The organism is Aurantiacibacter luteus (assembly GCF_001010945.1).
GTDB lineage: Bacteria > Pseudomonadota > Alphaproteobacteria > Sphingomonadales > Sphingomonadaceae > Alteraurantiacibacter > Alteraurantiacibacter luteus.
Genome location: NZ_LBHB01000004.1, coordinates 73,570 through 97,448, shown reverse-complemented (window position 1 = coordinate 97,448; position 23,879 = coordinate 73,570). Strand labels below are relative to the sequence as shown.

The window sequence follows — 23,879 nt, the reverse complement described above, 5'->3', positions numbered from 1 at the left end:
AATTACAGTCGGTTTTTTCCAATGAGACGGAATTTGGACTTTTTGCGGCAGGCGGTGCTATAATTCAGATGAGACGAAAAGTGATTTTTCCGGCCCTTTCACCCTTTCGTCAGCGTGTCTGATGCCCTAGAGTTGTTGTTCAGCGACACCCATCCCCGCGTTGCGAGGTATAGGTCTGCGCACCAATGGTTGGAATCTTGGTGTGCGAGGTAAATGTGTCGTATTATCTTTCTGAAGCTGCTTTTCGTGGGCTCTCGTTGTACCATCCCTATGGTCCAACCGTTCTTTTGCCGAATAAGCGACAGCGCGACCAGCTTGGGCCCTTGGAAAAAACGCCTGGCGGGCCGCCAATCGCAGTAGGAGTTGCCGAGGCACAACGGCTGTTGTCGGTAAGTCGCACAACCGTCTTCGACCTAATGCGCGCGAATGAACTTGATACGTTCCGTTGTGGTAGGCGTCGCCTGATCTTGCTGTCCAGCATCCATGCATACGTGGAAAGACGCGTCGCTTTTGATGGCTAATCGGCTGCCGTGGATTCTTGATAGTGCCAGTGCGCCAAGGCGAGCTCCGCGTCGAAGTCCCCATACCGGGGGTCTCGGTCACATAAATGCATCAAGGCGGCCAGCAGGTCGCCAAGTGCAGCCCCCCGATCGGTGCGGCTGCACCTTTGAAACGCCCGTGTCGCTTCCAGCGAGAATGTAGCCCACTGGTCGTTGAGTCCCTCGGGATCGGGCGGCACGATCAGCCTCCCCTCATTCCTTTGCGCCGCGCTACTGCGCGGTACTCCTGATGTGCTGATGAGCTTCGCCTTACCCTCTCTGGGTACCGCCGGGCAGGCATTCTGAAAGCGATTGGCCTCCTCGGACAAATCGGTGAGGATCTCCTCGTTATAATGCAGCCTCGCCCGTTCCAGCGCGGCGCCAAATTCATTCCACATCGTTGTTCGGTCGCACAAGTGCATGATGTCGGACAGCATCTCGGGCAGTGCGACGTTGATATCTGCTCCGGCGACCTCGCCGTATCGCTCGACTGCTTCCAGCGCTCTTTTAGCACGCCGGTCGGTTTCGCCGGGCTCCGAGCCCAACATCTGTCGATATCGCCGCTGGGCCTTTCGATCCTCGCGGCGGCGGCGGCGGTCGATTTGAGTTCCACGAAGCTTCTTCTTTCTTCTCGCCACCGTGCTGGCGCGTGCTGTTTACAGTCGTGAACCGGGCGACCGTGGCGACGAACATCTATCGGATCGAACAACCTTGAGCTTAACGTCTGAGGGCAAATAGGCTGTTGTGGAACGCATGGCGGCGACCCGGCCAGGCACCGTTAAAAGGAGGTTCGCTCAGGGTGCGACGTTGGTGCTCTCTGTGGCTCTAGGCGGCATGAGTATAGTTCATGACAAATCCCACATGGCGGTCAGCGCACCAAGCTGTCAGCGGGACGGCAACGGCAGCTTCGCGCCCTCATATCGGCCATCCGAGACGCCGCCGACGCGACCCGAAAGCTGCCGTTCGTTCAGTTTGGAGCGGACGGCAGTCACGCGCCCTCATTCCGGCCGATCAGAGTCACGACCAAGTTTCCTGAAAGCTGCCTTGTGGTATCAGTCTATCGACTTCCCGATCAAGGGAGGGCATCAATTCGAACTTTCGCCCCCCGGGCCCTAGTCTTTCCGCGTGCAACCGAATTTTTCCGGCCCAGCGGCTGTCATCTTCTAAGTCTGCCTCTTGGCGAAAAGGAACGGTTATCAAACGTCGCAACGAGATGATTACACTCATCGATCCGACAATACCGGGTCTGCGACGCTATGCCCGATCCATGCTGCGTGACCGCGCCGCAGCCGACGACCTGGTTCAGGATTGCTTGGAGCGCGCGATCTCACGATGGCACCAGCGCCGTGACGACAGGGAGCCGCGGGCATGGCTGTTTACGATATGCCACAACCTTGCAGTCAACCGCCTGCGCGAGACCGCTAGCCGCGGCCCGCACCTGTCGATCGAGGAGGCGCCCGAAATGGCTTTCTCCCATGAGGCAGCGCAAGATCAGGCCATACATTGTCTGGATGTCGTGAAAGCGATGAACGCCTTGCCGGCAGAGCAGCGCGCTGTCCTTCTCCTCGTATCGGTGGAGGACCTTAGTTACGCCGAGGCCGCGGAGGTGCTCGATATTCCGCTCGGCACCGTGATGTCGCGACTGTCGCGAGCGCGCAGCCGTTTGCGAAGCGAGCTTGCCGCAAGCGAGACAGTGCCACCAGCGGACACCGCCGTCCGATTGCGACGTGTGAAGTGACGATGCGCCCGATCTCCGAGGACGACCTGACTGCGTATGTTGACCGGGCGCTGGACGCCCGGCGTCATAAAGACGTGCAGGCTTATCTTGAACAGCATTCAGACGTGAAGGATCGCGTAGAAGAGGACATGCGTCAGCGAGAATGGTTGCGCAGTGCGTTGGCTCCGATAGCCCAGGAACCCATTCCTGCTCGATTGTCGGTTGCAGGGATGATCGAAGGCAATCGTGCCCCGGCGCAAATGCAGTGGCGAGCGGTTGCAGCGGCCGTCCTGCTGATGGTTTCGGGCGGTGCAGGTGGATGGCTGCTCAACGACTATACGTCCCGGCCGACGGCCGGAATTGCCTCGCTCGCGGCGGAGGCGGCCGACAGCTTCGCGGTGTTTGCCGCCGACCGGGGGAGGCCCACCGAAATCGCCGCAAGCGATAGCAGGCAGCTCGTCAGCTGGGCGTCACAGCGCCTAGACCGGCCTGTTGCCATTCCGGACCTCAGCAGCGCCGGTTTCACCTTCATTGGCGGAAGGCTCGTCGCAACTCCCCACGGACCCGCGGCGCTCTACATGTTCGATAATGGCAGCGGGACGCGCATCGTCATGCTGAGCCGGAACATGGCAATCGACAAGAACGCTCCCATGCGCCGCGATAGCAAGCGCGGGCTCAACGCCGCGAGCTGGTCGCGCGACGGGCTCGGCTACAGCGTGGTGGGGCCGCTGGCCTCCGACCATCTCATCAATATTGCTGCGGTCGCTCGCCAGCAGGTGTAGCAGAGAGGGAAACAGAAACGTGGAAGAGGGCCCCTCGGGTTTTTTGGGACTGAGAGCCCCTCTTCCTCAGCGGTGCGACCCGGGCGCCGTTATCTCTGGAGCTGGACGATAGTCCCGGTGGCATCCCGGATGGCCAGATATCGGCGAACTGTTCCCCCATCACCCTGCACGATCTGACGTATCGGACCGGTCGCATTGACGATCGCACCGCCGGCGGGGTTGGCCTTGAAGCTGGCGATCGGCTCTGCCGCGCCGCTCCCGTCGGCGTTTTCGACCAAGACCAGCTCGTACATCTGGCCCGGCATCAGACCAGTGACGGAGCCTTGAAGGACTTGCACCAGTCCCTGGTCGAATAGCGCGACGGTCGAGATATCATCGTCGCCGTGAGCGAGAATCAAGCTCGTCGAATTTCCCGCAACACCCAGCGGAGCGAGATTGTCGGTGCCGCTTATGCCCTCAGGCACGGCATTGGGCACATAGACTACGGCCTGTGGGGCCTGGCCGATGGGTATGGTTGCCACGACCTGGTTGGTGTCAGTGTCGATCTTCACTAGCTGGTCGTCGTTTTCCAAGCCGACGAAGACAGACCTACCGTCACCCGAAGGCCATACCCCGTGCGGCAGATGGCCAACCGGGATGGTTGCGACCTGAGAGAAATCGTCGGTGCGGAAGACCTTGACCTCGTTCAGACCCCCGACGGTGACATATGCCATCATGCCTTCGCGGGTATTGGCAATGTTGACGTGGTTCGTGATCGGACCGGTATCGAGCACCGTGATCGTGTCGAAGGGCGGCAGGGCGTCGATCACGACGGTCTTGCCAATATCTTTCAGCGTGTACCAGACCTGCCTGCCATCGGGCGTCACGGCGATGTTGGGACAGAACGGGCTGGGCTGCTCGACCGAGCCAATCTGCTCGTGGCTTGCCACGTCGTAAACGACCAGCTCGGGATTGAATGACGAGCAGACGTAACCGTACTTCCCATCGGGCGAGAACATCATCATGCCCGGCCCGCCGGGTGTCGGCAGGCGGGCGGTTTCAAGATAGCTGACGGGGTCGAGGACAGAGATGTAGTCTTCGCCGCGCACTGTTACCCACACCTCCCTGCCATCAGGGGTATAAAACGCCTCGTGCGGGGAGCGCCCAATATAGGTCGTATGCTTTACCGTATTCGTAGCAGTATCGATGAACGTTACCGAATTCGACCCGATCGAGACCACCGCCAGCGTCTGGCCATCAGGCGCAAAACCAATCCCGTGGACCAGTACTTGCCCCCTGTAGAGCGGACTGAAATTCTGCGGCTGCGGATCGCCCAGGCGGATGACGCCTAGCATCGTGCCATCGACGGGATCGCTGACCGAAACGGTGTTCGAGAACTGTTCGGCGGCATAGACGCGATCGCGATGGCTGGCGGGGACATGGGTGTCGTAAGGTGCCTGCTCCGGATCGCCAGCAAGCGCGGGTGCGGCGATCAGCATGGCCAGCGGGGCCAGAAGGTGGGCTGTCTTCATATCAAATTCCTTGCAGTCGATAGCGGGGTCATTGCTGGGTGGGGACAGGAGCCGAAGGCGGCAGCGGATCGCCGACCGCCATACGCATCGCGGCGATCTCCTGCTGCTGATTGACGATAATTTCCCTTGCGATCCGCTGCAGCACCGGGTTCTTCCCGTACTGCAGTTCGCCAATTGCCATGTCGATCGCGCCCTGGTGATGGGGAATCATCATGTTGACAAAATCACGGTCGACATCGCCGGTCGGCGCGACGTGCATGTCGGTCATCATGCGCATCATCGCGGCGTTCATCGCTTCGGCGAACGAAGTGGCGGGCGGGGCCGCATTGCCGGCCGCTGCTCCTAGCAGAAGGCATCCGGCGGCTAGAATGAGATGACGCAGCTTCATATGGTGTGACTTTCTGATCGGCGGTTCGAAAGGTCAGACACCCGCCGGCCCCGGTTTATTCCCACGGCCGTAAAAAAAGCTCAGGCACTACCGGCCAAACGAAGTGAAGCCCCCGTTCTAGCAGTTCGTGCCAGCCGCCCACTCGATATGCGTCAAGCGGTGGGTGGATCGAACCGGCTGTCGGTTACCGCGCCGATGCGGCCGACCTGTTCGCCGGCATCTTGCGGAACTATCGCCAAGAACGGCTGCTCCCGGTCCGCCTCTTCAACAGCTTTAAAGAAAGTGTGGTGGCGGCGCCAGCGACGCTAACCAGCCTCATCGTCACGGTCCCGGCATTGCGAAATGCGCGCCTGACATCAGGTCGGGCGATGACCGTTAAGCCGACGTTGAATTCCAGACCGCTCAATTCGACCGTATCGAACGGGAGTACGAAGCAAGGCTTCGATCAACTTGGTGACGCGCAGAGCAATCAAGCACAGTGGTGACATTGCCGCGGGAAGGGAGATGATGATGGGGTACATCGGCCGCGTGCCGATTGGACAGCCCTCAACACCCGAAGAGGTTGTCAGCTTGGTCGTAATTTCTCGCGTACAGTCGCGCGACCACGATCACCGGCGCCGAGTATGTCATCGAAGGCCAGGCCGGTCCGACCGCATGATTTGCTTTGAGGCAGCCATTGTCGAGAGGTCTGTTCGCTATCCGCCCGTGCCCTGATCGAACCGGCCAACTTGAATGAAAGCTCATCGCAAGCGGATGGTCAGCTATCGGCCCAATAGCTGACCCTCACCTGATGGATGCTAAAGCGCCAGTCGAGCCAAGGCATCTTCTGCATCCCTGCGAACGAGATGCCCATAATGACGTTCAATCATCGCCACACTAGTTCCGGATAGCTGCGCCACTGTCAAAACAGGTAAACCGTCCCTTATAAGGTCTGTGAGTACGCTATGGCGCAATGTATAAGCCGCCACGGCTTGGGGCAACTTGGCTCCAGCAGCGGCATCCTTGATCGGCCCTTTCCAAGAATCCTTGGTCCATTCTCTTCCATCAGCGCGCGAGAACATGGGCGCCTTTGGAAGCCTGCCCAGGCATTGTTGCTCCAAGAATTTAGCAACGGTTTCAGGTACGGAGATTTGCCTCGGGCGGCCGGTCTTATCTTTCCCAATTGTCAAAGTGCGAGTCCGCGCGTCGAAATGGCTGGCCTTCAAGCTGGCCAACGCTCCTGGGCGCAACGGAAGTATGCAAAGCGCTCGCATGAAGGGCACCACCGCCTCGTCAGCAGCCTGCAACAGCCTCATTCGTTCGTTTCGGTCGAGATATAATTCGCGGCGCTTGTCTGCGCCTTTTATCGGTCTCAGTGCTTCCTGCCATGCAGCGTCGGTGTTGGGTGCGCCGGGCGTAAGAAGCCGCCCTAGGGCAGCCCGCAGCGGAACCATGTCTCTGTTGATCGTCGATGAGGACCGAACCTTGGTTCGCTTCGGCCCCTTAGTGCTTCGGCTTACTAGAGCCGGAGCATCCTTAAGTCGATTGCGCCACTCGCGCAGGTGATGGCGACGCAATTTGTCGAGCTTCACGCCCGCGATCGGATCGTCGAAAACATGTCGCCTGAAAACCCCCTCCGCTATCGAGCCCGGCCTTTGTTGAAGGTAGGACCGGCAGGCATCAGCAACTGTCTCAATTTTCTCGGCACGAATGCCGCCGCTTTCGATCTGTTCGGCCCAGGCTTCTGCATCTCTTCGGGCGGTACCGAACACATCGTGCCCCGTGAGAGTACCGTAATCGCCAAGCGCCTTTCGACGGTACTTTTCCGTATCCGGATCATAGGCACGAGCAAACCACTTACCGGGACCCTGCCGTTTAGAGGGCCGATATCCGAGGTAGGCCCCTGCCCTCAGTCGCTGCCAGTGTGGCTCGTCCCCCGCCCTCGGTTTCAACTTTTCACGGTTGCCGATTTTGCTCAAATCCACCACGCAGAAAGTCCACCCGCCAATCCATGAAAAAAACATGAAAAACATAGGCGAATTCGGGCGAACCGCAAGGTACTGGTTTCACGAAGATTACGAGTGCGTGCACGTTCGCAGAAGTACAGATCTTCACCCTTCACACGGGTGGGGTCGCAGGTTCAATCCCTGCCGCGCCCACCATTTTACCAGTGATCGGCCAACGGGCGCTCTCTTCTTGTGACGGCCCTCAGCGGCGGCGGAGCTGGAAATCGAGTAGCGAGGGCACCGCCAGCTGTCGCTGGTTCAGACCCTCGATGTAGGGAGCGGGCTCGTAGTCGATCGCCAGCGGGCGATTGCCATGGGTGCCCACCAGCCGCGCGTCCGGGCCGCCGCTGTTTTCCACCAGCGTCACCGTCTCGCCCGGCGCCGCGCCGCTCTCGACCACGACGCTGAGGTTCCACACGGTGTTGTACCGCCCGTGCCCCGGCACCCAGTAGCCTGCACCGCCGGCCTTGAAGAGTTCGTAGGACGAACCCTCGCCGTCGTCCCCCGCTGCCGCGCGCACGTGTACGGTCATGTCGTCGTAGAGGTTCTGGTGGTTCGCCCCGGCGTGCTGATCGAGCGTTGGCTGCTCCCACCCGGTCGAGCGATGGTAGACCGAGCGCGTCGCCTGGGTATTGAAGCTGAAAGTGTGCACCGTCGGGTTGAACACCTCGTTGCCGGTGACGAGTACGTTGTGCACGTTGCCCATGTGCACGGCGTAATGCGCCGGGTGATCGCCCTCGGTGACGACGTCGGCAATCGTCACGGCGGCGAGGTCGTCGGTCAAGACGCCGCTGTCGGCGTTCTCGATCCTGAGGTTGCTGATCCAGCCGTTGTGCACGCCGGTGAAGTAGATGGCGTTGAAGCCTGCTTCGTTGTGGTGCCCGAAGTAGGGGCTGGGCGGGAAGACGAAGGCGAGATCCTGGATGCCGACATCGCTGATGTGGTCCCACTTCGCGAAATAGGCGGGCAGTGCGTCCGAGACATCGTGCAGCAGCGGGTCGGCGATGGTCACGCGGGTGCCGGCAATCGCCTCGATCCGCGTCGCCTGGCGCACGAGCGGACGGTCTGGCAGCATCCAGTGGCGATCACCGACGGGGAAGCCCTCGCGATCCTCGCCATAGATGGAGGCGATAAGCGGCCCGTTCTCACCCGCCCGGTTGTGCCAGTGAATCTGCAGCACGTCGCCGACCGCGAGTGCGGCAGGGTCGACCACCTCGATCTCGCGCGTGCCGCGCGCGCCGGAGCGGATCGTCGCGACGGTCTCGATCGGCGGGTCGTACTCGTCGAGGTAGGTGGCGTGCCTCCCGCCGGGAAAGCGAGTCCAGATGAAGCCCCCGCTCCAGCTCCATTCGGAGAACAGCACGTCGAGGTTGGCGTCGCGCTGGCGCTCGCGCTTGTCGTATTGCACCAGGTACTGGCGCAGTTCGTCGAGCGTGCCGTCGTCGTCCATCTGGTTGAGCGGGCGCGGCATGTAGAGCTCGGTTCCGCCCTCCCCGCTGCCCATGCCGGCAACCACGATCCCGCTGCGCTCGATCCACAGGATGTCCGAAAGGATGTAGCGACCGGGTGCGAACTGCACGCGCACCGGGCCGGTCAGGGCGTGGGCGGCGGCGAGGGCGCGCTGGATGGCGGCGCTGTCGTCGATGCCGTCGTCCGGCACCGCGCCGTATTCGGCAACGGCAATCTCGCGCGCAACGTGGGGTATGGGTGCGACGCCGTACTCGTAACCGGCGTAGGAGAAGTCGGGCAGGTAATCGTCGCGCCCGATATCACCGGTTCCGAGAATGGCCGGAACCTCGGCAGCGGTATCCTGCGCCTGTGCAGCCGGCGTTCCCATCACCACCGCCAGGCCCGCGACCATCCTGCCCGTTCGCCGCATCACGTGCCTCATCGCAACATCTCTCCAAGCTTTGTTTGCAAAGGGTATTGACCTCGATTGTCACCGGTGTCAAATAATTAGGTAACCGGTGTCAAAAGACCCGCCCGATTGGCCATCGTGCCCGGGAAACGTATCTGGAGGGAGAGAATATGTCGTACCTTTCGATCAACGATGCCACGTGTGCCCGCAGGCCCTTGGCCGCCTTGCGCGGCGCCATGCTGGCCTCGGCCGCCTTGTGTCTGCCGGTCGCCGCGCAGGCGCAGGTCGCTCCGCCGGCCGAGGACGAGACCGTCGTCGAGGACGTGCTGCAGGAAGAGAACGCCATCATCGTCACCGGCGACATCGCCCGCACCATCGAGAACTCGCTCGACACCAAGCGCGAGCTCGGCGTGATCGGCGATGCCATCGTGGGCGAGGACATCGGCGACCTTCCCGACCTTTCGGTGGCGGAGACGCTGGAGCGCATCGTCGGCGTCACCTCCGACCGCTTCAAGGGCGGCGCGTCGGAGCTGTCCGTCCGCGGTCTGGGCGCCTTCCTCGGCTCCAGCGTGCTCAACGGGCGCGAGGTGACCTCGGGCAGCGACGGACGCGACGTCAACTACGGCCAGTTCCCCAGCGAGCTGATCAACGGCGCCATCGTCTACAAGTCGCAGCAGGCAAGCTTCATCGAAGGCGGCGTTTCCGGCATCATCGAACTGCAGACGCTGCGCCCGCTCGATTACGGCCGCAGCCGCATCCAGGTGCAGGGCCAGGTCGGCTACAGCGACTACGAGGACCGCGTGCGCCAGGGCGATCCGCTCAGCTACCGGCTCACGGGATCGTGGATCGACCAGTTCCAGCTCGGCGATGGCGAGCTCGGCGTGGCCATCGGCGCACAGATCCGCCGCGACACCTCGCCCGAGGATTTCTTTACCACCAGCTCGACCTACTCGGTCTGCAACACCATCAACAACGTCACCATCCGCAGCGACAACCGGCGGGCCTTCACCGGCAACTGCGCCAACTATGCGCCCACCCAGGGCAGCCCACTGTCGGATACCTATTTCGTGTCCAACCAGTACATCTACCGGGCGCTGGAAACCCAGACCGACCGTGACGCCGTGATCGGTGCGATCCAGTGGCAGCCCACGCCCGACATCGATATCAACATCGACGGGCAATATTCGTACCGCGACGATTCCGAGGATCGGCAGAACCTCATCATCTCCGACGGGCGCCGCAACATCGCCCCCATCGAGGTGAGCGAGATGGGCGCGCTGCTGGCCTACACCGGCAACACCCGCGTGGAGCTCAATCCCTTCCGGCAGGATCAGACCGAGGAATACATCGGCCTTGGCGGGAACATCGAATGGCAGATGAGCGACCGGCTGACACTTGCGTTCGACGCGGGCTATTCGCAGACCCAGCGCCGCCGCGACGAGCTCGACATGCGCATCCGCACGCAGGACCGCGTCGACTTCCAGCTCGATTTCCGCGGATTCGAGGTGCCCGAGCTGACCTTCACCAACGTCAGCGCGGTGGAAAACCGCACGAAGCAGCCCTTCGATCTCAACAACTACGACCAGTACACCGAGGGCCTGCGCGTGCGGCGGCGGCAAGAGAACGTCGACGACGATATCTTGTCGTTCCGCCTCGACGGGCGCTACGAACTCGACGGCGCGCTCAGCTCCATCCAGATGGGCGTGCGCTATGCCGACCGGCACCGGGTGCGCGACGACGGCATCGACCGCAGCAGCGACGATGCCAGCAATCCGATCCAGCTCGTCGGCAACATCTTCAGCGCCGACGCGGTCGACGCCCGGCAGGTCTTCCCGATCGAGAATTTCTACCAGGGCGCGAACACGCCAATGCAGGGCCTCACCTTCGCCGCGTGGGACCCGACGCGGCTGTTCCTGGCGCTGACCGGCGATCCCGATGCCGGCCTGCCGATCGGCTCCACCCTGTCGAGCGACGATACCGACGTGACCGAGCAGACCTGGGCCGGTTACCTGCAGGGCAACCTGGAGACCGAGCTGTTCGGCCTGCCCGCGCAGGGAGACTTCGGCGTGCGCGTGATCCGCACCGAGATCACCTCGCTCGGCGTCAGCAGCGCGCTGGCGACCTCGCCCGGCTCCGACCCCGCCACCATCAATATCACGCCCGTCGGCACGCCCACGGTCAACACCGAGCGCAACACCTTCTGGAACGTGCTGCCGAGCGCCAACCTGTCGCTGGAGCTGAACCCCGAGCTGCTGCTGCGCCTCGCCGCCTATCGCGCCATCGCCCGGCCCGATCCCGAAGGCTACAGTGCGGCGCTCGCGATCTCGAGTGAATCCGATGCCTTCAGCGTGGGCGAGGCGGTCTCCGCCTCGGGCAACCCCTTCCTCGAGCCGTTGCAGAGCTGGAACGGCGACGTCTCGCTCGAATGGTACGCCGGGCCCACCACCTCGCTGTCGCTGGCGGGATATTACAAGAGCCTGCAGACCGGTTTCGACACACAGGTCAGCACCCTCCAGCTGATCGTCGACGGCACGCCGACCGACGTGCAGATCGCGCGCACGGTCAATTCCGACGACTCCAGCCGCATCTACGGCTTCGAGATCACCGCGCAGCACCAGTTCGACTTCGGGCTGGGCTTCCAGGCGAGCTACAACTTCGCCGACAGCAATTTCGAATTCCCCGATCCATCGATCGGCGCGAATGGCGAATCGCTGGCCGATTTCACCACGCCCGCGAACATCCCCGGCTATTCGCGCCACAGCGCCAACGCGACGCTGTTCTACGAAACCGGCCCGTTCAACGCGCGCATCGCCTACAAGTGGCGCTCTGATTACTTCAAGCCGTTCCGCTCCACCTCCAACCGCTTCACCGAAGACCAGGGCTTCCTCGATTTCTCGGCCAGCTACGATCTTGCCGACAACGTGGAGGTCCGCTTCTCGCTGCTCAACATCCTCGACGAGCCGAACCTGATGTATCGCCCCGTCCGCGACAGCCTGGCCGAAGCCAGCTTTTCGGGCACGCGCTACTTCCTCGGCCTGCGCGCGAAATTCTGAGCGCGGCTGGCTCGCCCGACGACATGGCGCAGGACAACCTCCCTGCCGGGTACCGCGCGGTCTCGGCACAACTGGTCCGGGCGAGGGCGGCAGGTCGCGCCCTGCCCGGGCCACCCTCGGGCCTGCCCTCGACGCTGGCCGATGCCTATCGCCTGCAGGACCATTCCATCGCCCGCTGGGACGACCGCGTGGCCGGCTGGAAAGTGGGCGGAGTGCCCGCCGATTATCTCGATCGTTTCGCCGAGCGCTACCTTGCCGGGCCCATCTTCGAGATGACCGTCCGCCGAGCGGACGCTGCGGCCCCGGTCGCCATGCCGGTCTTCGCCGAGGGTTTCGCCGCCATCGAGCCCGAATTCGTCTTCCGCCTCGGCACGAGGCCGGAGGAGGACCGGATGTTCATCGGCGCGGAAATCGCCTCCAGCCCCATACCCGACATCAACGCATACGGCCCCGTCGCGGTCATCAGCGACTTCGGCAACAACAACGGCCTGCTGGTCGGCCCGGAAGTCATCGACTGGCGGACACGCGCCCGGCCGGTGCACGTGCGTGCGGTGATCGACGGCGAACTGGCGGGCGAACGCGAGGTCGAGGATTTCCCGCGCGACGCGCTCGCCTCGCTTGCATTCCTGCGGCGGCTCGCGGACGAGCGTGGTCATGCACTGCCATCGGGCACCTTCGTCTCCTCCGGCGCCATCACCGGCGTGCACGAGGCCGGGGTGGGGGCCGGTGCCGTGCTCGATTTCGGCGATCTCGGCAGCGTGGCGCTCGAACTCGTGGGGATGACCGGCTGATGCGCCTGTCGCGCCGGGCCATGATCGGCGGCACGCTCGCCGCCGGAATGCTGGGCGGCGGCGGACTGGGTGGCTGCGCGCGCCAGCTCGGGCCTGGCCTGCTGACTTCGGTCGACACCCATCCGGTAGGATATCCCACGGTCGAGGGCGTGCGCCGCTTCGGCGACCTCCTGCGCGCGCGAACGGATGGTCGGCTGGACCTGAGGATATATGCCGGCGGCCAGCTCGGCAACGAGCGCGACACGCTCGAGATCACCACCTTCGGCGGGCTCGACTTCAACCGCGTCAACCTCGCCCCGCTCAACTCCATCGAGCCGCTGACCATCGTCGCCGCCCTGCCCTTCATCTTTTCCGACACCGCGCACCTGCGCCGCGTTGTGGACGGCGACGTGGGCGAGGAAATCCTCGCCTCGCTCTCCCCGCACGGCCTTGTCGGCCTGTGCTTCTACGATTCCGGTTCGCGGCACTTCTACAACACCCGGCGGCCCATCCGCACGCCCGCCGACATGCGCGGGCTGAAGCTGCGCGTGCCGGGATCGGACCTCTACATCGACATGGTCCGCTCGCTCGGCGCGGACGCGGTGCCGATGCCGCTCGACGAGGTTTACCAGGCGCTGGCACAGGGCGTGATCGACGGGGCCGAGAACAACTGGCCCAGTTTCGAGAGCGGCCATCACTTCGAGGTCGCGCGCTATTACAGCCTTACCGGCCACCTGCTCGCGCCCGAAGTTTTTGTGATGGCGAAGCCGACGTGGGACGGCCTGAGTGCCGCCGACCAGGCCACGGTCCGCCAGTGCGCCAGGGATTCGGTCCCCTACATGCGCCAGCTCTGGGACGCACAGGTCGAGGCCAGCCGCGCCATCGTGCTGGCGGCGGGCGTCGCCGTCAACGAGGTCGACCCGGCGCCGTTTGCCGAGGCCATGACGGGAATGTGGGACGCGAACATCACCACGCCCGCCCAGCGCGATCTGGTCGAGCGCATTCTTTCGCAGCGGGGGGCAAGACAATGACGCTCGCGGACCGCATGGCCGGCTTGCTCGTCAAGGCAGGGGCGCTGGGCCTGCTGGCGATGACGGCGATCATCGGCTGGCAGGTGTTCGGCCGCTACGTGCTCCAATCCTCGCCGTCGTGGTCCGAACAGGCGGCCTTGCTGCTGATGATCTGGTACGTCTTCCTCGCTTCCGCCGCGGGTGTGTGGGAGCGCTTCCACATCCGTATCGAGCTGCTGGAGCTGACCTTCTCCCCCACGTCCCGGCGACGCCTGCGCATCACCATCCACCTGCTGATTGCGGCGATGGGCCTCGTTTTCCTGGTATACGGCACGGCGCTGGCGCTGGACGTGCGCGAGCACGTGATCCCGTCGCTCGGCATCAGCCGTGCCTGGGCCTATGTCGTGATTCCCTTCGCGGGCGTGCTGATCGCGCTGTTCTCGCTCGGACGCATCAGGGTCCGGCTGAACGAGGCGAAGGAGCCGCGCTGATGGAAGTGCTCGTCCTCTTCGTCGTCCTCTTAGTCCTGCTCGCGCTGGGCGTACCGGTGGCCTTTGCCCTGTTCGGCGCAGCGCTGGCGACATTCGCCGTTGCCGACATCCCGCTGATCGTCGCGGTGCAGCGCATGGCGGCGGGGATCAGCGTCTTCACGCTGATGGCGATCCCCTTCTTCATCTTTGCCGGCGATCTCATGTACCGGGCCGGCATAGCCGAGCGGCTGGTGCGCGTGGCCGATGCCGCCTTCGGCCGGGTGCGCGGCGGGCTCGGCCTCGTCGATGTGGGAGCCAGCATGATGTTCGGCGCGGTCTCGGGCAGTGCCATCGCCAGCGCCAGCGCCATCGGTTCCACCATGGTGCCGCTGATGGACGAGAAGGGCTATGACCGCGACTACTCGGTCAACGTCACCGTCACCGCGGCCATCGTCGGCCTGCTCATTCCGCCCAGCCACAACATGATCATCTACGCCGCCGCCTCGGGCATCGGCGTGTCCATCGGCGACCTGTTCTTGGCGGGCGTGGTGCCGGGGCTGATGACCGGCTTCATGCTGATGGCGACCGCCTGGCTGGTCGCCCGCAAGCGCAACCTGCCGCGCGGCCATTTTCCCGGTTGGCGCGCCTTTACCCGCGCCTTTCTCTACGCGATCCCCGGCCTGATGACCGGTGTCATCATCATGGGCGGCATCCTTTCGGGCGTGTTCACCCCGACGGAGAGTAGCGCGGTGGCGGTCATCTACACCATGCTGGTCGGTACGCTGGTCTACCGCAATCTCGGCTGGCGCGGCACCTGGGAGGCGGCGCAGCAATCCGTCCGCACGGCGGCCATGGTGCTGTTCATCATCGCCGCGGCGACCGCCTTCGGATTCGCGCTGGCGCTGCTGGAAGTGCCCGCCGCGCTCGCGGGGCTGATCGGCGTGATGACCGACAACCCGCTCATGACGCTGCTCGTCATCAACATCATGCTGCTGCTGCTTGGCACTTTCATGGACATGGCGCCGCTGATCGTGATCTGCACGCCGATCTTCCTGCCCGTGGCGATGGCGAGCGGCGTGGACCCCGTCCACTTCGGCATCATTCTGATGCTCAATCTCGGCATCGGCCTCGTCACCCCGCCGGTGGGATCGGTGCTGTTCGTAGGATCGGCCGTGGGCAAGCTGCCGATCGCCGACATGGTTCGCACGATCTGGCCGTTCTACCTGACGCTGCTCGCGGCGCTGGTGCTGGTGACCTACGTGCCGATCCTGTCGCTGTGGTTGCCAGCGAATTTTTGACGCGCGGGCTTGGCCGCCGGGCGGCTTGGCCATAAGACCGGCGGCATGAACGGGGCGGGCAAACCGACAATTAACGACGTGGCAGCCGCCGCTGGCGTTTCCAAGAAGACGGTCAGCCGCGTCATCAACAAATCGCCGCTGCTCTCCGCCTCGACGCGCGAGAAGGTCGAGGGGGTCATCAGGGACCTGGGCTTCGTGCCCAACCTGCAGGCACGCGCCCTGGCGTTGAGGCGCAACTTCATCATCGCCGCTATCCACGACAATCCCAACGCGCAATTCCTCGTCAACGTGCAGCAGGGCATCCAGCAAGGCATCGCGGGCAGCGAGTTCGGGCTGATGGTGCAGCCCTTCGATCGCAGCGATCCTGCCTTCGAAAGCGAGGTGCGCGCGTTTCTCGAGCGCCAACGTCCCTTCGGCGTAGTGCTGCTGCCGCCGATCTCCAGCGACGAGGCCATCGTCGCCCTCTGCCGCGAAACGGGCACGCGCTACGTGCGCATGGGGTCGATCAAGATGGACGAGGCGGCACACGTCGTCAGCTCGAACGACCGGGAGGCGGTGCGCGACGCGGTCACCCATCTTATCGGCAAGGGTCACCGCAGGATCGCACTGATCGAGGGGCCCGAGGGCTTCACCTCTCCGCAGGAGCGCCGCGCGGGGTTCGAGGAAGCGATGGCGCAGGCAGGTCTGGCGGTCGATCCGGCACTGGTCCGCCCCGGCAGCTATACCTTCGAAAGCGGCGTGGCGGCGGCGGAATGCCTGCTGGCGCTCGCCGCCCCGCCCACCGCCATTTTCGCCAGCAACGACGAAATGGCCATCGGCGCGATGATCGCGTGCCGCCGCGCCGGCGTGCGGATTCCGGAGGACATATCCATCGTCGGGTTCGACGACACCCCGCTCTCCAGCCACGTGTGGCCCACGCTGACCACCGTGCACTGGCCCATCGTGGACATGGCGCGCACCGCAGCGCAGAAATTGATGGGTTCCGAGGACGCGGCTGGGGAGCTGCCGTGGATGTTTCCCTCCACCCTCGTCGAACGCGGCTCGGTCGTCGCCCCCGCCTGATCGCCCCCGCCTATCGCCGCGGCCATGCCAATGCGCACTTGCATCACTGTATGACACCGGTTACCTAAGCGGAGACGCAAAGCGACCGAGAGAGGACAGCAATGAAGATCGCGCTCATCAGCGAGAACAGCCAGGCGGCGAAGAACGGCATCATCCACGAGGCGCTGACGTCAGTGGCCGAGCCCTTGGGGCACCAGGTGTTCAACTACGGCATGTACACCGCCGAAGACACCGCACAGCTCACCTACGTGATGAACGGCCTGCTCACCGGGATCCTGCTGAATTCCGGAGCGGCGGATTTCGTCGTGACGGGCTGCGGCACGGGCACGGGCTCGATGCTGGCCTGCAATGCCATGCCGGGCGTCTTCTGCGGGCTGGTGATCGACCCGACCGATGCCTTCCTGTTCAGCCAGATCAATGCCGGCAACGCGGTTTCCATGCCCTACGCAAAGGGCTTCGGCTGGGCGGCGGAGCTGAATCTGCAGGACTGCTATCGCAAGCTGTTCGAAGGCGAGCCGGGGGCGGGTTATCCCAAGGAGCGCGCGCAGATCATGGCGACCAACCGCGGCATCCTCGGCGATCTCAAGAAGGCGACCTGCCACGACATGCCGACCGTGCTCCGCACCGTGGACCAGGACCTGTTGCGCGCGGCCGTCGCCGGCGAGCGCTTCCAGGAGTACTTTTTCGCCAATGCCGACGACGGTGAGATCGTCGACATCCTGCGGGCGCTGTGACCTTGGCAGGCAGTCCCTTCGACCTCACCGGCCGCGTGGCCATGGTGACGGGCGCCAACACCGGCATCGGCCAAGGTATCGCCGTGGCGCTGGCCCGTTCGGGCGCCGACGTGGCGCTGGTCGCCCGCCGCGACCCGGCGGAAACGCGCGCCTTGGTGGAAGCCGAGGGGGTGCGCGCGCACGTTGTGATGGCCGACCTTTCCAGCATCGAGCCGTGCGAAGGGATCGTGGCCGAGACCGTGGGGACGCTCGGCCGGCTCGACGTGCTCGTCAACAACGCCGGGATCATCCGCCGCGACGACGCGCTCGACTTTAGCGAGGCCGACTGGGACGCGGTGATGGACGTGAACCTCAAGGTGCTGTTCTTCCTCAGCCAGGCCGCCGCCCGGCACATGACGGGCTGGGCCAGCCAGTCGGGCGCGCGCGGCAAGATCGTCAACATCGCCTCGATGCTCACCTTCCAGGGCGGCATCCGCGTGCCGAGCTACACCGCCAGCAAGAGCGGGGTGGGCGGCCTCACCAAGCTGATGGCGAACGAGTGGGCCGCCAACGGCATCAACGTCAACGCCATCGCGCCGGGCTACATCGCAACCAACAACACTGCGGCGCTGCAGGCGGACGAAACGCGCAACCGGCAGATCCTCGAGCGCATCCCGGAAGGGCGCTGGGGCGATCCGGCGGACATCGGCGGGGCGGCGGTCTTCCTCGCCAGCCGCGCGGCGGATTACGTGCAAGGACACATCCTCGCGGTCGACGGCGGATGGCTGGCGCGCTGAGCGTGGACGCGGGCGCTGCGGTGGTCGCCTGCTTCGGCGAGGTGCTGCTGCGCTTCTCGCCGCCCGGCGGCACGGCCTTGCGCGACGCGCGAGAGCTGGCTGTCCATGTCGGCGGGGCGGAGGCGAACGTGGCCGTGGCGCTTTCCAACCTCGGCCTTGCCACGCGCATGATCTCGACCCTGCCCGAGAGCGATCTCGGTACGCTGGCGATGAAAGCGCTGCGGGCGGAGCGCGTGGATTGCTCGCGCCTCGCTCGCGGTCCGGGCAGGATGGGCAGCTACTTTCTGACCCCCGCCGCCGGACCGCAGGCGGGTAGCGTTCTCTACGACCGCGAGGGCAGCGCCTTTGCCCTGACGCGGAACTACGACGAGAGCGCGCTCGACGGTGCGACGCATCTGCACCTCTCCGGCATTTCACTCGCCGTCAGCGAGGCGGCCGCGCAAGCGACCATCGCCATGGCCCGCGCCGCCCGCGCGCGCGGGATGACGGTATCGGTCGATGCCAACTACCGCGCCTCGCTATGGCAGCGCGCCGGGCGCGATGCGCGGCCCGCCATCGCCGATCTGGTCGAGCAGGCCGACCTGTTCTTCGGCAACCACCGCGACGCCGCGCTGCTGCTTGACCGCGATTTTGACGGCGAGGGCAGCGCCCGCCGGCGTTTGGCCGCGCAAGCCTTGTTCGACCGTTTCACCAACCTCTCGGCCATCGCCTCCACCGCTCGCCACGTCGAGCCCGACGGGTCGCACACCATCGTCGCACGGGTCGATGGCCGGGAAACCTTTGCCGAGGCCGCGCCGCGCGTGCTGACGAATATCGTCGACCGCATCGGTACCGGAGACGCCTTTGCCGCCGGGGTGCTCTCGGGCTGGCTCGCCGCGCCCGCCGACTTGCCCGAAGCCGCCGAACGCGGGGTAACGCTGGCACAGCTGAAGCATTACGCCGAGGGCGATTTCACCCGCACCAGCGCCGCCGAGGTGGCCGCGGCCATGCAAGGAGCTGCCGATGTTGCGCGTTAGGACCGTTCTCGCCGCTCTCGCCCTGTTGCTGCCCGCGAGCCTCGCGGCGCAGGATCGCACCGTCGTTCCCGCCTTCGCCCCTGCCGAAGGCCAGCCGCAGTGCCGCGGGGCCGAGGGCTATGCCGCCGATTTCGGAGGGGCGCGAACCTTTCTCTGGCGACCGGCCTGGGTCGAGGGCCTCACCGGCGGGGAACAGCGCGCCGCCATCGTGCGCGCGGCGGACGAGGCGCTGGAGCGCGGGCCCTATTCGGTGACCGACAAGCCCCGCCCCATCCCCGGCGCCGCGGCAAACGACTACGCCTCCATCGGCCCTTACTGGTGGCCCGACCGCTCGGCTGCGGGCGGCCTCCCCTACGTACGGCGCGACGGCGAGGTGAACCCGGAGCGCGACGGGCCGGAGTTCGACCGGGCACGGCTCCGCGCACTGGGCGAGGACATGAAGGCGCTCGCGCTCGCCTGGCATGCGACACGGGATGACCGCTATGCCGAACACGCTGCCCTGCTGGCGCGCACCTGGTTCCTCGACCCCGCCACGCGGATGAACCCGCACTTCAATTTCGCGCAAGGGATTCCCGGGCGCGTCACCGGGCGGGGCGAGGGGATTATCGAATCACTCGACCTCGCCACTACGGCGGAGGCGCTCGGTCTGCTCGCCCCCTCGGGCGCATTAAGCGCCGCGGAACAGGCGGCGATCCGCCAGTGGTACGGGCAGTTTGCCGTCTGGATGTCCACCAGCCCCATCGGCGAGGAGGAGATGGCCAAGCGCAACAACCACGGCGTGTTCTACGACGCCTTCCTCGCCCACTTCGCACTGGTCGCCGGGGCGGAGGGGCCGGTTCGCAATCTCTTGCAGGCCTTTCCCGACTACCGCCTCGCGGCGCAGATGGACCGGCAGGGCCGCTTCATCGAGGAACTGGGCCGCACGCGCAGCTGGCACTATTCGCATTTCGTGGTCGAGGGCGCGGCGCGGCTGGCAACGCTGGGCGAATGCGTTGGGCTGGACCTGTGGGATGCACAACTCGCCGATGGGCGCAGCCTGCAGACGGCGCGCACCTTCCTCGAACGCTATGCGGAAGATCCGTCCGCCTGGCCTTTTCCCGATACCGACCTTGCAGCGCGCAACGTGGCGCGGATGCGGCAGACCCACGCCACCGGCGCGCACTGGTGGCAGCCAACAGGCGCGCCGGCGCGGTTCGAGGACATGCCCTAGGCCTTTGCCTGCTCGACTAGGCCCTCCAGCAGCACCGCCGGGGTCATCGGGAAGCTGTAGGCACGCACGCCGCAGGCGTTGTAGACAGCGTTGGCAATCGCGCCTGCCGCGCCGCACATGCTGAGCTCGCCTACGCCCTTGGCCTGGATCGGGCTGGCCGCCGGATCGCGCTCCTCCACCAGCAGCACCTCGCACTCGGGCACGTCGCGGTGGACGGGAACGTGGTATTCGGCAAGGTCGCAGTTGACGAGGTGGCCGTCGCGCGGATCGAACAGCAGCTGCTCGGTCAGGGCCGCGCCGATGGCCCAGGTCATGCCGCCGAGGCACTGCGAGCGCGCGGTCTTTTCGTTCAGCACGCGGCCGATGCCGAAGGCACCCGTCAAGCGGCGCACCCGCGTCTCGCCGGTCCAGTCGTTGACCGCGACCTCGGCGAAGAAGGCACCGTAGCTGGCGGCGGCGAACTCCTTTTCGGTCTTGCCGGGCTGGAAGTGGCCGGTGCGCTGCAACTCCTTGCCGCCGAGCAGCTCGTCGATGGTGCGGCTGGTGTTGCCGACTACCGCCGTGCCGTCCTTCATGGTAAGGTTGCCCTCCTCGCCCTTCAGCAATGAGGCGATCTCCTCGCGCAGCGCCTCGCAAGCGAGGAACACGGCCGAGCCCGATGATGGCGCGCCCCAGCTGCCGCCCGAACCCGGTCCGCGCGGAAAGTCGGTATCGCCCAGCCCCACCTCGACGTCCTTGGGATCGAGCCCCAGCATCTCGCCGGCAATCTGTCCGAGGATGGCGTAGGTGCCGGTGCCGATGTCGGTCATGTCGGTCTCGACCAGCGCGGTGCCGCCGGGGCGCAGGGTGACGCGGGCCTTGGCCTCTTCCACGTTGTGGACGCGCGAGCCGCTGGCCACTCCGGTGCCGATCCACCATTCGCCCTCGCGGCGCTGGCGCGGCTTGCGGTCCTCGCCCTGCCAGCCGAATGCCGCCGCGCCTTCCTTCAGGCACTCGGCCAGCTTGCGCGAGGAATAAGGAATGTCCTTTGTCGGGTGCTTGTCGGGAATGTTGCGCAGGCGCAGTTCGACCGGATCGATCCCGACCTGTTCGGCCAACTCGTCCATCGCCGCCTCGAGCGCGGTCATGCCGACCGCTTCGCCGGGTGCGCGCACGCTGCCAGCGCACATCCGGTGGATGCGCGCGACATCGATCCGCAGCAGGCGGTTCTCGCCGCCGTAAAGGAATTTCGATGACTGCGTGACCGGTTCGGCGAAGTCCTCGCCCGGAAGATTGCTCACCAGCGCCTCGTGTCCGAAGCCCGTCAGCCGGCCTTCGGCATCGGCGGCCAACCTCAGGCGCTGCGTGCTCTCGGAGCGGCGCATGATGGCCTGGAACACGTGCTGGCGGGTCATGGCGACCTTGACCGGGCGGCCCACCTGCTTGGCCGCAATGGCCGCGGCGACCACGTCCTGCGACACGCCGAGCTTGGAACCGAACCCGCCGCCCACGAAGCGCGAGACGAGGCGCACGTCGTCCTCCTCCAGATCCAGCGCATCGGCCAGTTCGGCGATGTTGAAGTTCAGCATCTGCAGCGAGGCGTGGACCGTCAGCTTGCCATCCTGCCATTCGGCGATACTGGCGTGCGGCTCCATCGCGGCGCTGGCGTGGCCGTGGGTGGTGTAGGTGCGATCGACGCTGTGCACGGCCTCGGCCATGGCGTGCGCGAGATCGCCCTGTCGCTGGCCCTCGTCCTTTTCGGGTTCGACCGCGTCGGGATCGAAGGGAATGTCGGCCAGGTCGTCGGCGTGGAAATCCACCTTCAGCCGCTGTGCCGCGTCGCGCGCGGCCTCGTAGCTCTCGGCGACGACCAGCGCGATCGGCTGGCCCCAGTAGTCGACCTCGCCCGGCCCCTGCTCGGGCGCCTCGCCCGCCGTGCCCTGCGCCGCGCGGGTGGTGAAGCGCTCGTCGGCCACCACGGCGATGACGCCGTCCATGCCGGTGACGGAGTCCTCGTGGATCTTTGCCACCTTGCCACGCGCGATGGGCGCGGTGACGAAGACGCCGTAGGCGGCATTCGCGATGTCGTATTCCGCGGCATAGGGCGCCACGCCCGACACCTTAATCGGACCGTCGGGCCGGTCGAGCGGCTTGCCGATCACACCCTGCTTCATCGCGTCGAGGCGGTTGCGCTCGTCGGGCTTGTCCATCGTCAGGCTCTTCATGCGCTCACTCCCGTCGCGTCGATCAGTGTTGCGGTAAGCGCCCGGCGGGCCAGCGGTATCTTGGCATCGTTCTCGCCATAGCCCTGCGCGTCTTCCAGCAGCAGGTCGGCGGCCTTGTCGAACAGCGCCATCGAGGGCTTTTCGCCGGTCAGCAGGTCATCGATGCGCGGATCGTGCCAGGGCTTGTGTGCGAGGCCCCCAAAGGCGAGCGCGGCGTGAGCGATGCTCTCACCTTCCATCCGCAACGCCGCCGCGACGGAGACAAGCGCAAAGGCGTAGGACGAACGCTCGCGCACCTTGCGGTAGATCTGCTTGCCGCCCACTGGCGTGGGCAGGGTGACGGCGGTGATGATCTCGCCCGGCTCCAGCACGTTCTCGATGTGCGGTGTATCGCCCGGCAACAGGTGAAACTCGCGCAACGGCACGCTGCGGCTGCCCTTCTCTCCCGCAATCTCGACCGTGGCATCGAGCGCCGCCATGGCCACGGCCATGTCGCCCGGATAGGTGGCGATGCAAGCCTCGCTCGTGCCCAGCACGGCGTGGAGGTCCGCCCGGCCCATCAGCGCGCCGCAGCCGCTGCCGGGCTCGCGCTTGTTGCAGGGCTGGTCGGTGTTGGTGAAATACCAGCAACGCGTTCGCTGGCACAGATTGCCGCCGGTGGTGGCCTTGTTGCGCAACTGCTGCGTCGCGCCTGCCAGGATGGCGCGGGCGAGCAGCGGATAGTCGGCGCGCACCCGGGGATGGACGGCGGTGGCGGTGTTGGTGGCGAGCGCGCCGATGCGCAGGCCATCCTCATGTTCCTCAATGCCCGCCAGCGGCAGGTGGTTGAGGTCGACGAGCGTTGCGGGCGTTTCCACCTGCAGCTTCATCAGGTCGATGAGGTTCGTGCCCCCGGCGATGGCGAGGGTGTCCTCGGCAGCGGCCAGCTGCCCGGCGTGCTCCAGCCGCTCGGCCCGCTTATAGTCGAAGGGCCTCATGCAGCTTCTCCCTCGGCGACTTCCATGATGGCATCGACGATGTTGGCATAGGCACCGCAGCGGCACAGGTTGCCGCTCATGCGCTCCTGCACCTCCTCGCGCGTCAGCTTCGGCGTGTCGGTGGGATCGGCGGTGGCATCGCTCGGCCAGCCGGCGGCGATTTCCTGCAGCATGGCAGTGGCGGAGCAGATCTGGCCCGGCGTACAATAGCCGCACTGGTAGCCGTCGTGCTTCACGAAGGCTTCCTGCAGCGGCGCCATGGCGGCGGGGCTGCCGATGCCCTCGATCGTGGTCACGCTGTCGCCGTCGTGCATCACGGCAAGCGTCAGGCAGGAATTGATGCGCTGGCCGTTCACCAGCATCGTGCAGGCACCGCATTGGCCGTGGTCGCAGCCCTTCTTCGCGCCGGTCATCTTGAGATGCTCGCGCACGAAGTCGAGCAGGGTCACACGCGGGTCGCGCGGCAATTCATGGCTTTCGCCGTTGATTTCGATGGTCATGCAAGGTCCTCGTCTGCCA

Annotated in this window: 21 protein-coding genes and 1 tRNA gene; 14 read left to right on the top strand and 8 right to left on the bottom strand. The window is 65.3% G+C overall.

Annotated elements, in window-relative coordinates:
• Positions 1-185 precede the first annotated feature (185 nt).
• Positions 186-521 carry a helix-turn-helix domain-containing protein gene (locus tag AAW00_RS15550; RefSeq protein ID WP_082125089.1) on the top strand — a complete coding sequence of 112 codons (336 nt, stop codon included), beginning with the start codon at positions 186-188 and terminating at the stop codon, positions 519-521.
• On the opposite strand, the gene AAW00_RS13225 is transcribed toward AAW00_RS15550, so the two are convergent.
• Positions 518-1,177 (bottom strand): hypothetical protein, encoded by a 660-nt coding sequence (locus AAW00_RS13225; RefSeq protein ID WP_156170079.1) that lies wholly within the window; start codon positions 1,175-1,177, stop codon positions 518-520. The genes AAW00_RS15550 and AAW00_RS13225 overlap by 4 nt on opposite strands.
• A 575-nt stretch (positions 1,178-1,752) precedes the next feature.
• Here AAW00_RS13225 and AAW00_RS13220 point away from each other — a divergent pair.
• Together AAW00_RS13220 and AAW00_RS13215 are read left to right on the top strand one after the other, a co-directional pair.
• Positions 1,753-2,277: an RNA polymerase sigma factor gene (locus tag AAW00_RS13220; RefSeq protein ID WP_047004909.1), complete on the top strand. Its 525-nt coding sequence runs from the start codon at positions 1,753-1,755 to the stop codon at positions 2,275-2,277.
• 2 nt (positions 2,278-2,279) lie between these two features.
• Positions 2,280-3,038, top strand: coding sequence for an anti-sigma factor family protein (locus AAW00_RS13215; RefSeq protein WP_047004908.1), 759 nt, complete (start codon positions 2,280-2,282; stop codon positions 3,036-3,038).
• 89 nt (positions 3,039-3,127) lie between these two features.
• Here the strand turns inward: AAW00_RS13215 and AAW00_RS13210 are convergent, their stop codons facing one another.
• From AAW00_RS13210 to AAW00_RS14705, 3 genes are all read right to left on the bottom strand, one after another.
• Complete coding sequence (locus tag AAW00_RS13210) at positions 3,128-4,549, bottom strand: YncE family protein (protein WP_047004907.1); 1,422 nt, start codon at positions 4,547-4,549, stop codon at positions 3,128-3,130.
• A 28-nt stretch (positions 4,550-4,577) separates the two neighbouring features.
• A complete protein-coding gene (locus AAW00_RS13205) occupies positions 4,578-4,937 on the bottom strand; it encodes a DUF305 domain-containing protein (RefSeq protein WP_082125088.1) in 360 nt (119 codons plus the stop codon).
• 797 nt (positions 4,938-5,734) lie between these two features.
• The gene (locus AAW00_RS14705; protein WP_241461744.1) at positions 5,735-6,949 is read right to left on the bottom strand and encodes a tyrosine-type recombinase/integrase; all 1,215 of its coding nucleotides are present in this window, start codon (positions 6,947-6,949) and stop codon (positions 5,735-5,737) included.
• Positions 6,950-6,995: 46 nt separating this feature from the next.
• Between AAW00_RS14705 and AAW00_RS13200 the strand changes: the two genes are divergently transcribed.
• Positions 6,996-7,078: transfer RNA gene (locus AAW00_RS13200), tRNA-Leu, on the top strand.
• Between the two features lie 46 nt (positions 7,079-7,124).
• On the opposite strand, the gene AAW00_RS13195 is transcribed toward AAW00_RS13200, so the two are convergent.
• A complete protein-coding gene (locus AAW00_RS13195; protein WP_052761953.1) occupies positions 7,125-8,783 on the bottom strand; it encodes a glycosyl hydrolase family 28-related protein in 1,659 nt (552 codons plus the stop codon).
• A gap of 212 nt (positions 8,784-8,995) precedes the next feature.
• Between AAW00_RS13195 and AAW00_RS13190 the strand changes: the two genes are divergently transcribed.
• The 10 genes from AAW00_RS13190 (at position 8,996) to AAW00_RS13145 (ending at position 20,179) form a co-directional block, all read left to right on the top strand.
• Positions 8,996-11,833, top strand: a complete 2,838-nt coding sequence (locus tag AAW00_RS13190; protein ID WP_047004906.1) for a TonB-dependent receptor — start codon at positions 8,996-8,998, stop codon at positions 11,831-11,833.
• Between the two features lie 23 nt (positions 11,834-11,856).
• Positions 11,857-12,624 carry a 2-keto-4-pentenoate hydratase gene (locus tag AAW00_RS13185; protein WP_052761952.1) on the top strand — a complete coding sequence of 256 codons (768 nt, stop codon included), beginning with the start codon at positions 11,857-11,859 and terminating at the stop codon, positions 12,622-12,624.
• Complete coding sequence (locus tag AAW00_RS13180) at positions 12,624-13,634, top strand: TRAP transporter substrate-binding protein (protein ID WP_047004905.1); 1,011 nt, start codon at positions 12,624-12,626, stop codon at positions 13,632-13,634. The genes AAW00_RS13185 and AAW00_RS13180 overlap by 1 nt, the downstream gene beginning before the upstream one ends.
• Positions 13,631-14,104 (top strand): TRAP transporter small permease, encoded by a 474-nt coding sequence (locus AAW00_RS13175; RefSeq protein WP_047004904.1) that lies wholly within the window; start codon positions 13,631-13,633, stop codon positions 14,102-14,104. The genes AAW00_RS13180 and AAW00_RS13175 overlap by 4 nt, the downstream gene beginning before the upstream one ends.
• A complete protein-coding gene (locus AAW00_RS13170) occupies positions 14,104-15,381 on the top strand; it encodes a TRAP transporter large permease (protein WP_047004903.1) in 1,278 nt (425 codons plus the stop codon). The genes AAW00_RS13175 and AAW00_RS13170 overlap by 1 nt, the downstream gene beginning before the upstream one ends.
• Positions 15,382-15,426: 45 nt before the next feature.
• Positions 15,427-16,443 (top strand): LacI family DNA-binding transcriptional regulator, encoded by a 1,017-nt coding sequence (locus tag AAW00_RS13165; protein WP_047004902.1) that lies wholly within the window; start codon positions 15,427-15,429, stop codon positions 16,441-16,443.
• Between the two features lie 101 nt (positions 16,444-16,544).
• On the top strand, positions 16,545-17,177 hold the full coding sequence (locus AAW00_RS13160; RefSeq protein WP_047004901.1) for an RpiB/LacA/LacB family sugar-phosphate isomerase: 633 nt from the start codon (positions 16,545-16,547) through the stop codon (positions 17,175-17,177).
• A 41-nt stretch (positions 17,178-17,218) separates the two neighbouring features.
• Positions 17,219-17,953 (top strand): 2-dehydro-3-deoxy-D-gluconate 5-dehydrogenase KduD, encoded by a 735-nt coding sequence (gene kduD, locus AAW00_RS13155; protein WP_047005010.1) that lies wholly within the window; start codon positions 17,219-17,221, stop codon positions 17,951-17,953.
• Complete coding sequence (locus AAW00_RS13150; protein WP_047004900.1) at positions 17,938-18,969, top strand: sugar kinase; 1,032 nt, start codon at positions 17,938-17,940, stop codon at positions 18,967-18,969. The genes kduD and AAW00_RS13150 overlap by 16 nt, the downstream gene beginning before the upstream one ends.
• Positions 18,956-20,179, top strand: coding sequence for an alginate lyase family protein (locus tag AAW00_RS13145; protein ID WP_082125084.1), 1,224 nt, complete (start codon positions 18,956-18,958; stop codon positions 20,177-20,179). The genes AAW00_RS13150 and AAW00_RS13145 overlap by 14 nt, the downstream gene beginning before the upstream one ends.
• Here AAW00_RS13145 and AAW00_RS13140 read toward each other — a convergent pair.
• The 3 genes from AAW00_RS13140 to AAW00_RS13130 are packed head-to-tail and all read right to left on the bottom strand — an operon-like array spanning position 20,176 to position 23,860.
• Entirely contained in the window at positions 20,176-22,383 is a 2,208-nt protein-coding gene (locus AAW00_RS13140; RefSeq protein WP_047004899.1) for a xanthine dehydrogenase family protein molybdopterin-binding subunit, read from the bottom strand. The genes AAW00_RS13145 and AAW00_RS13140 overlap by 4 nt on opposite strands.
• On the bottom strand, positions 22,380-23,360 hold the full coding sequence (locus AAW00_RS13135; RefSeq protein WP_047004898.1) for an FAD binding domain-containing protein: 981 nt from the start codon (positions 23,358-23,360) through the stop codon (positions 22,380-22,382). Before AAW00_RS13135 ends, AAW00_RS13140 begins: the two co-directional genes overlap by 4 nt.
• The gene (locus AAW00_RS13130; RefSeq protein WP_082125083.1) at positions 23,357-23,860 is read right to left on the bottom strand and encodes a 2Fe-2S iron-sulfur cluster-binding protein; all 504 of its coding nucleotides are present in this window, start codon (positions 23,858-23,860) and stop codon (positions 23,357-23,359) included. Before AAW00_RS13130 ends, AAW00_RS13135 begins: the two co-directional genes overlap by 4 nt.
• Positions 23,861-23,879: the final 19 nt, after the last annotated feature.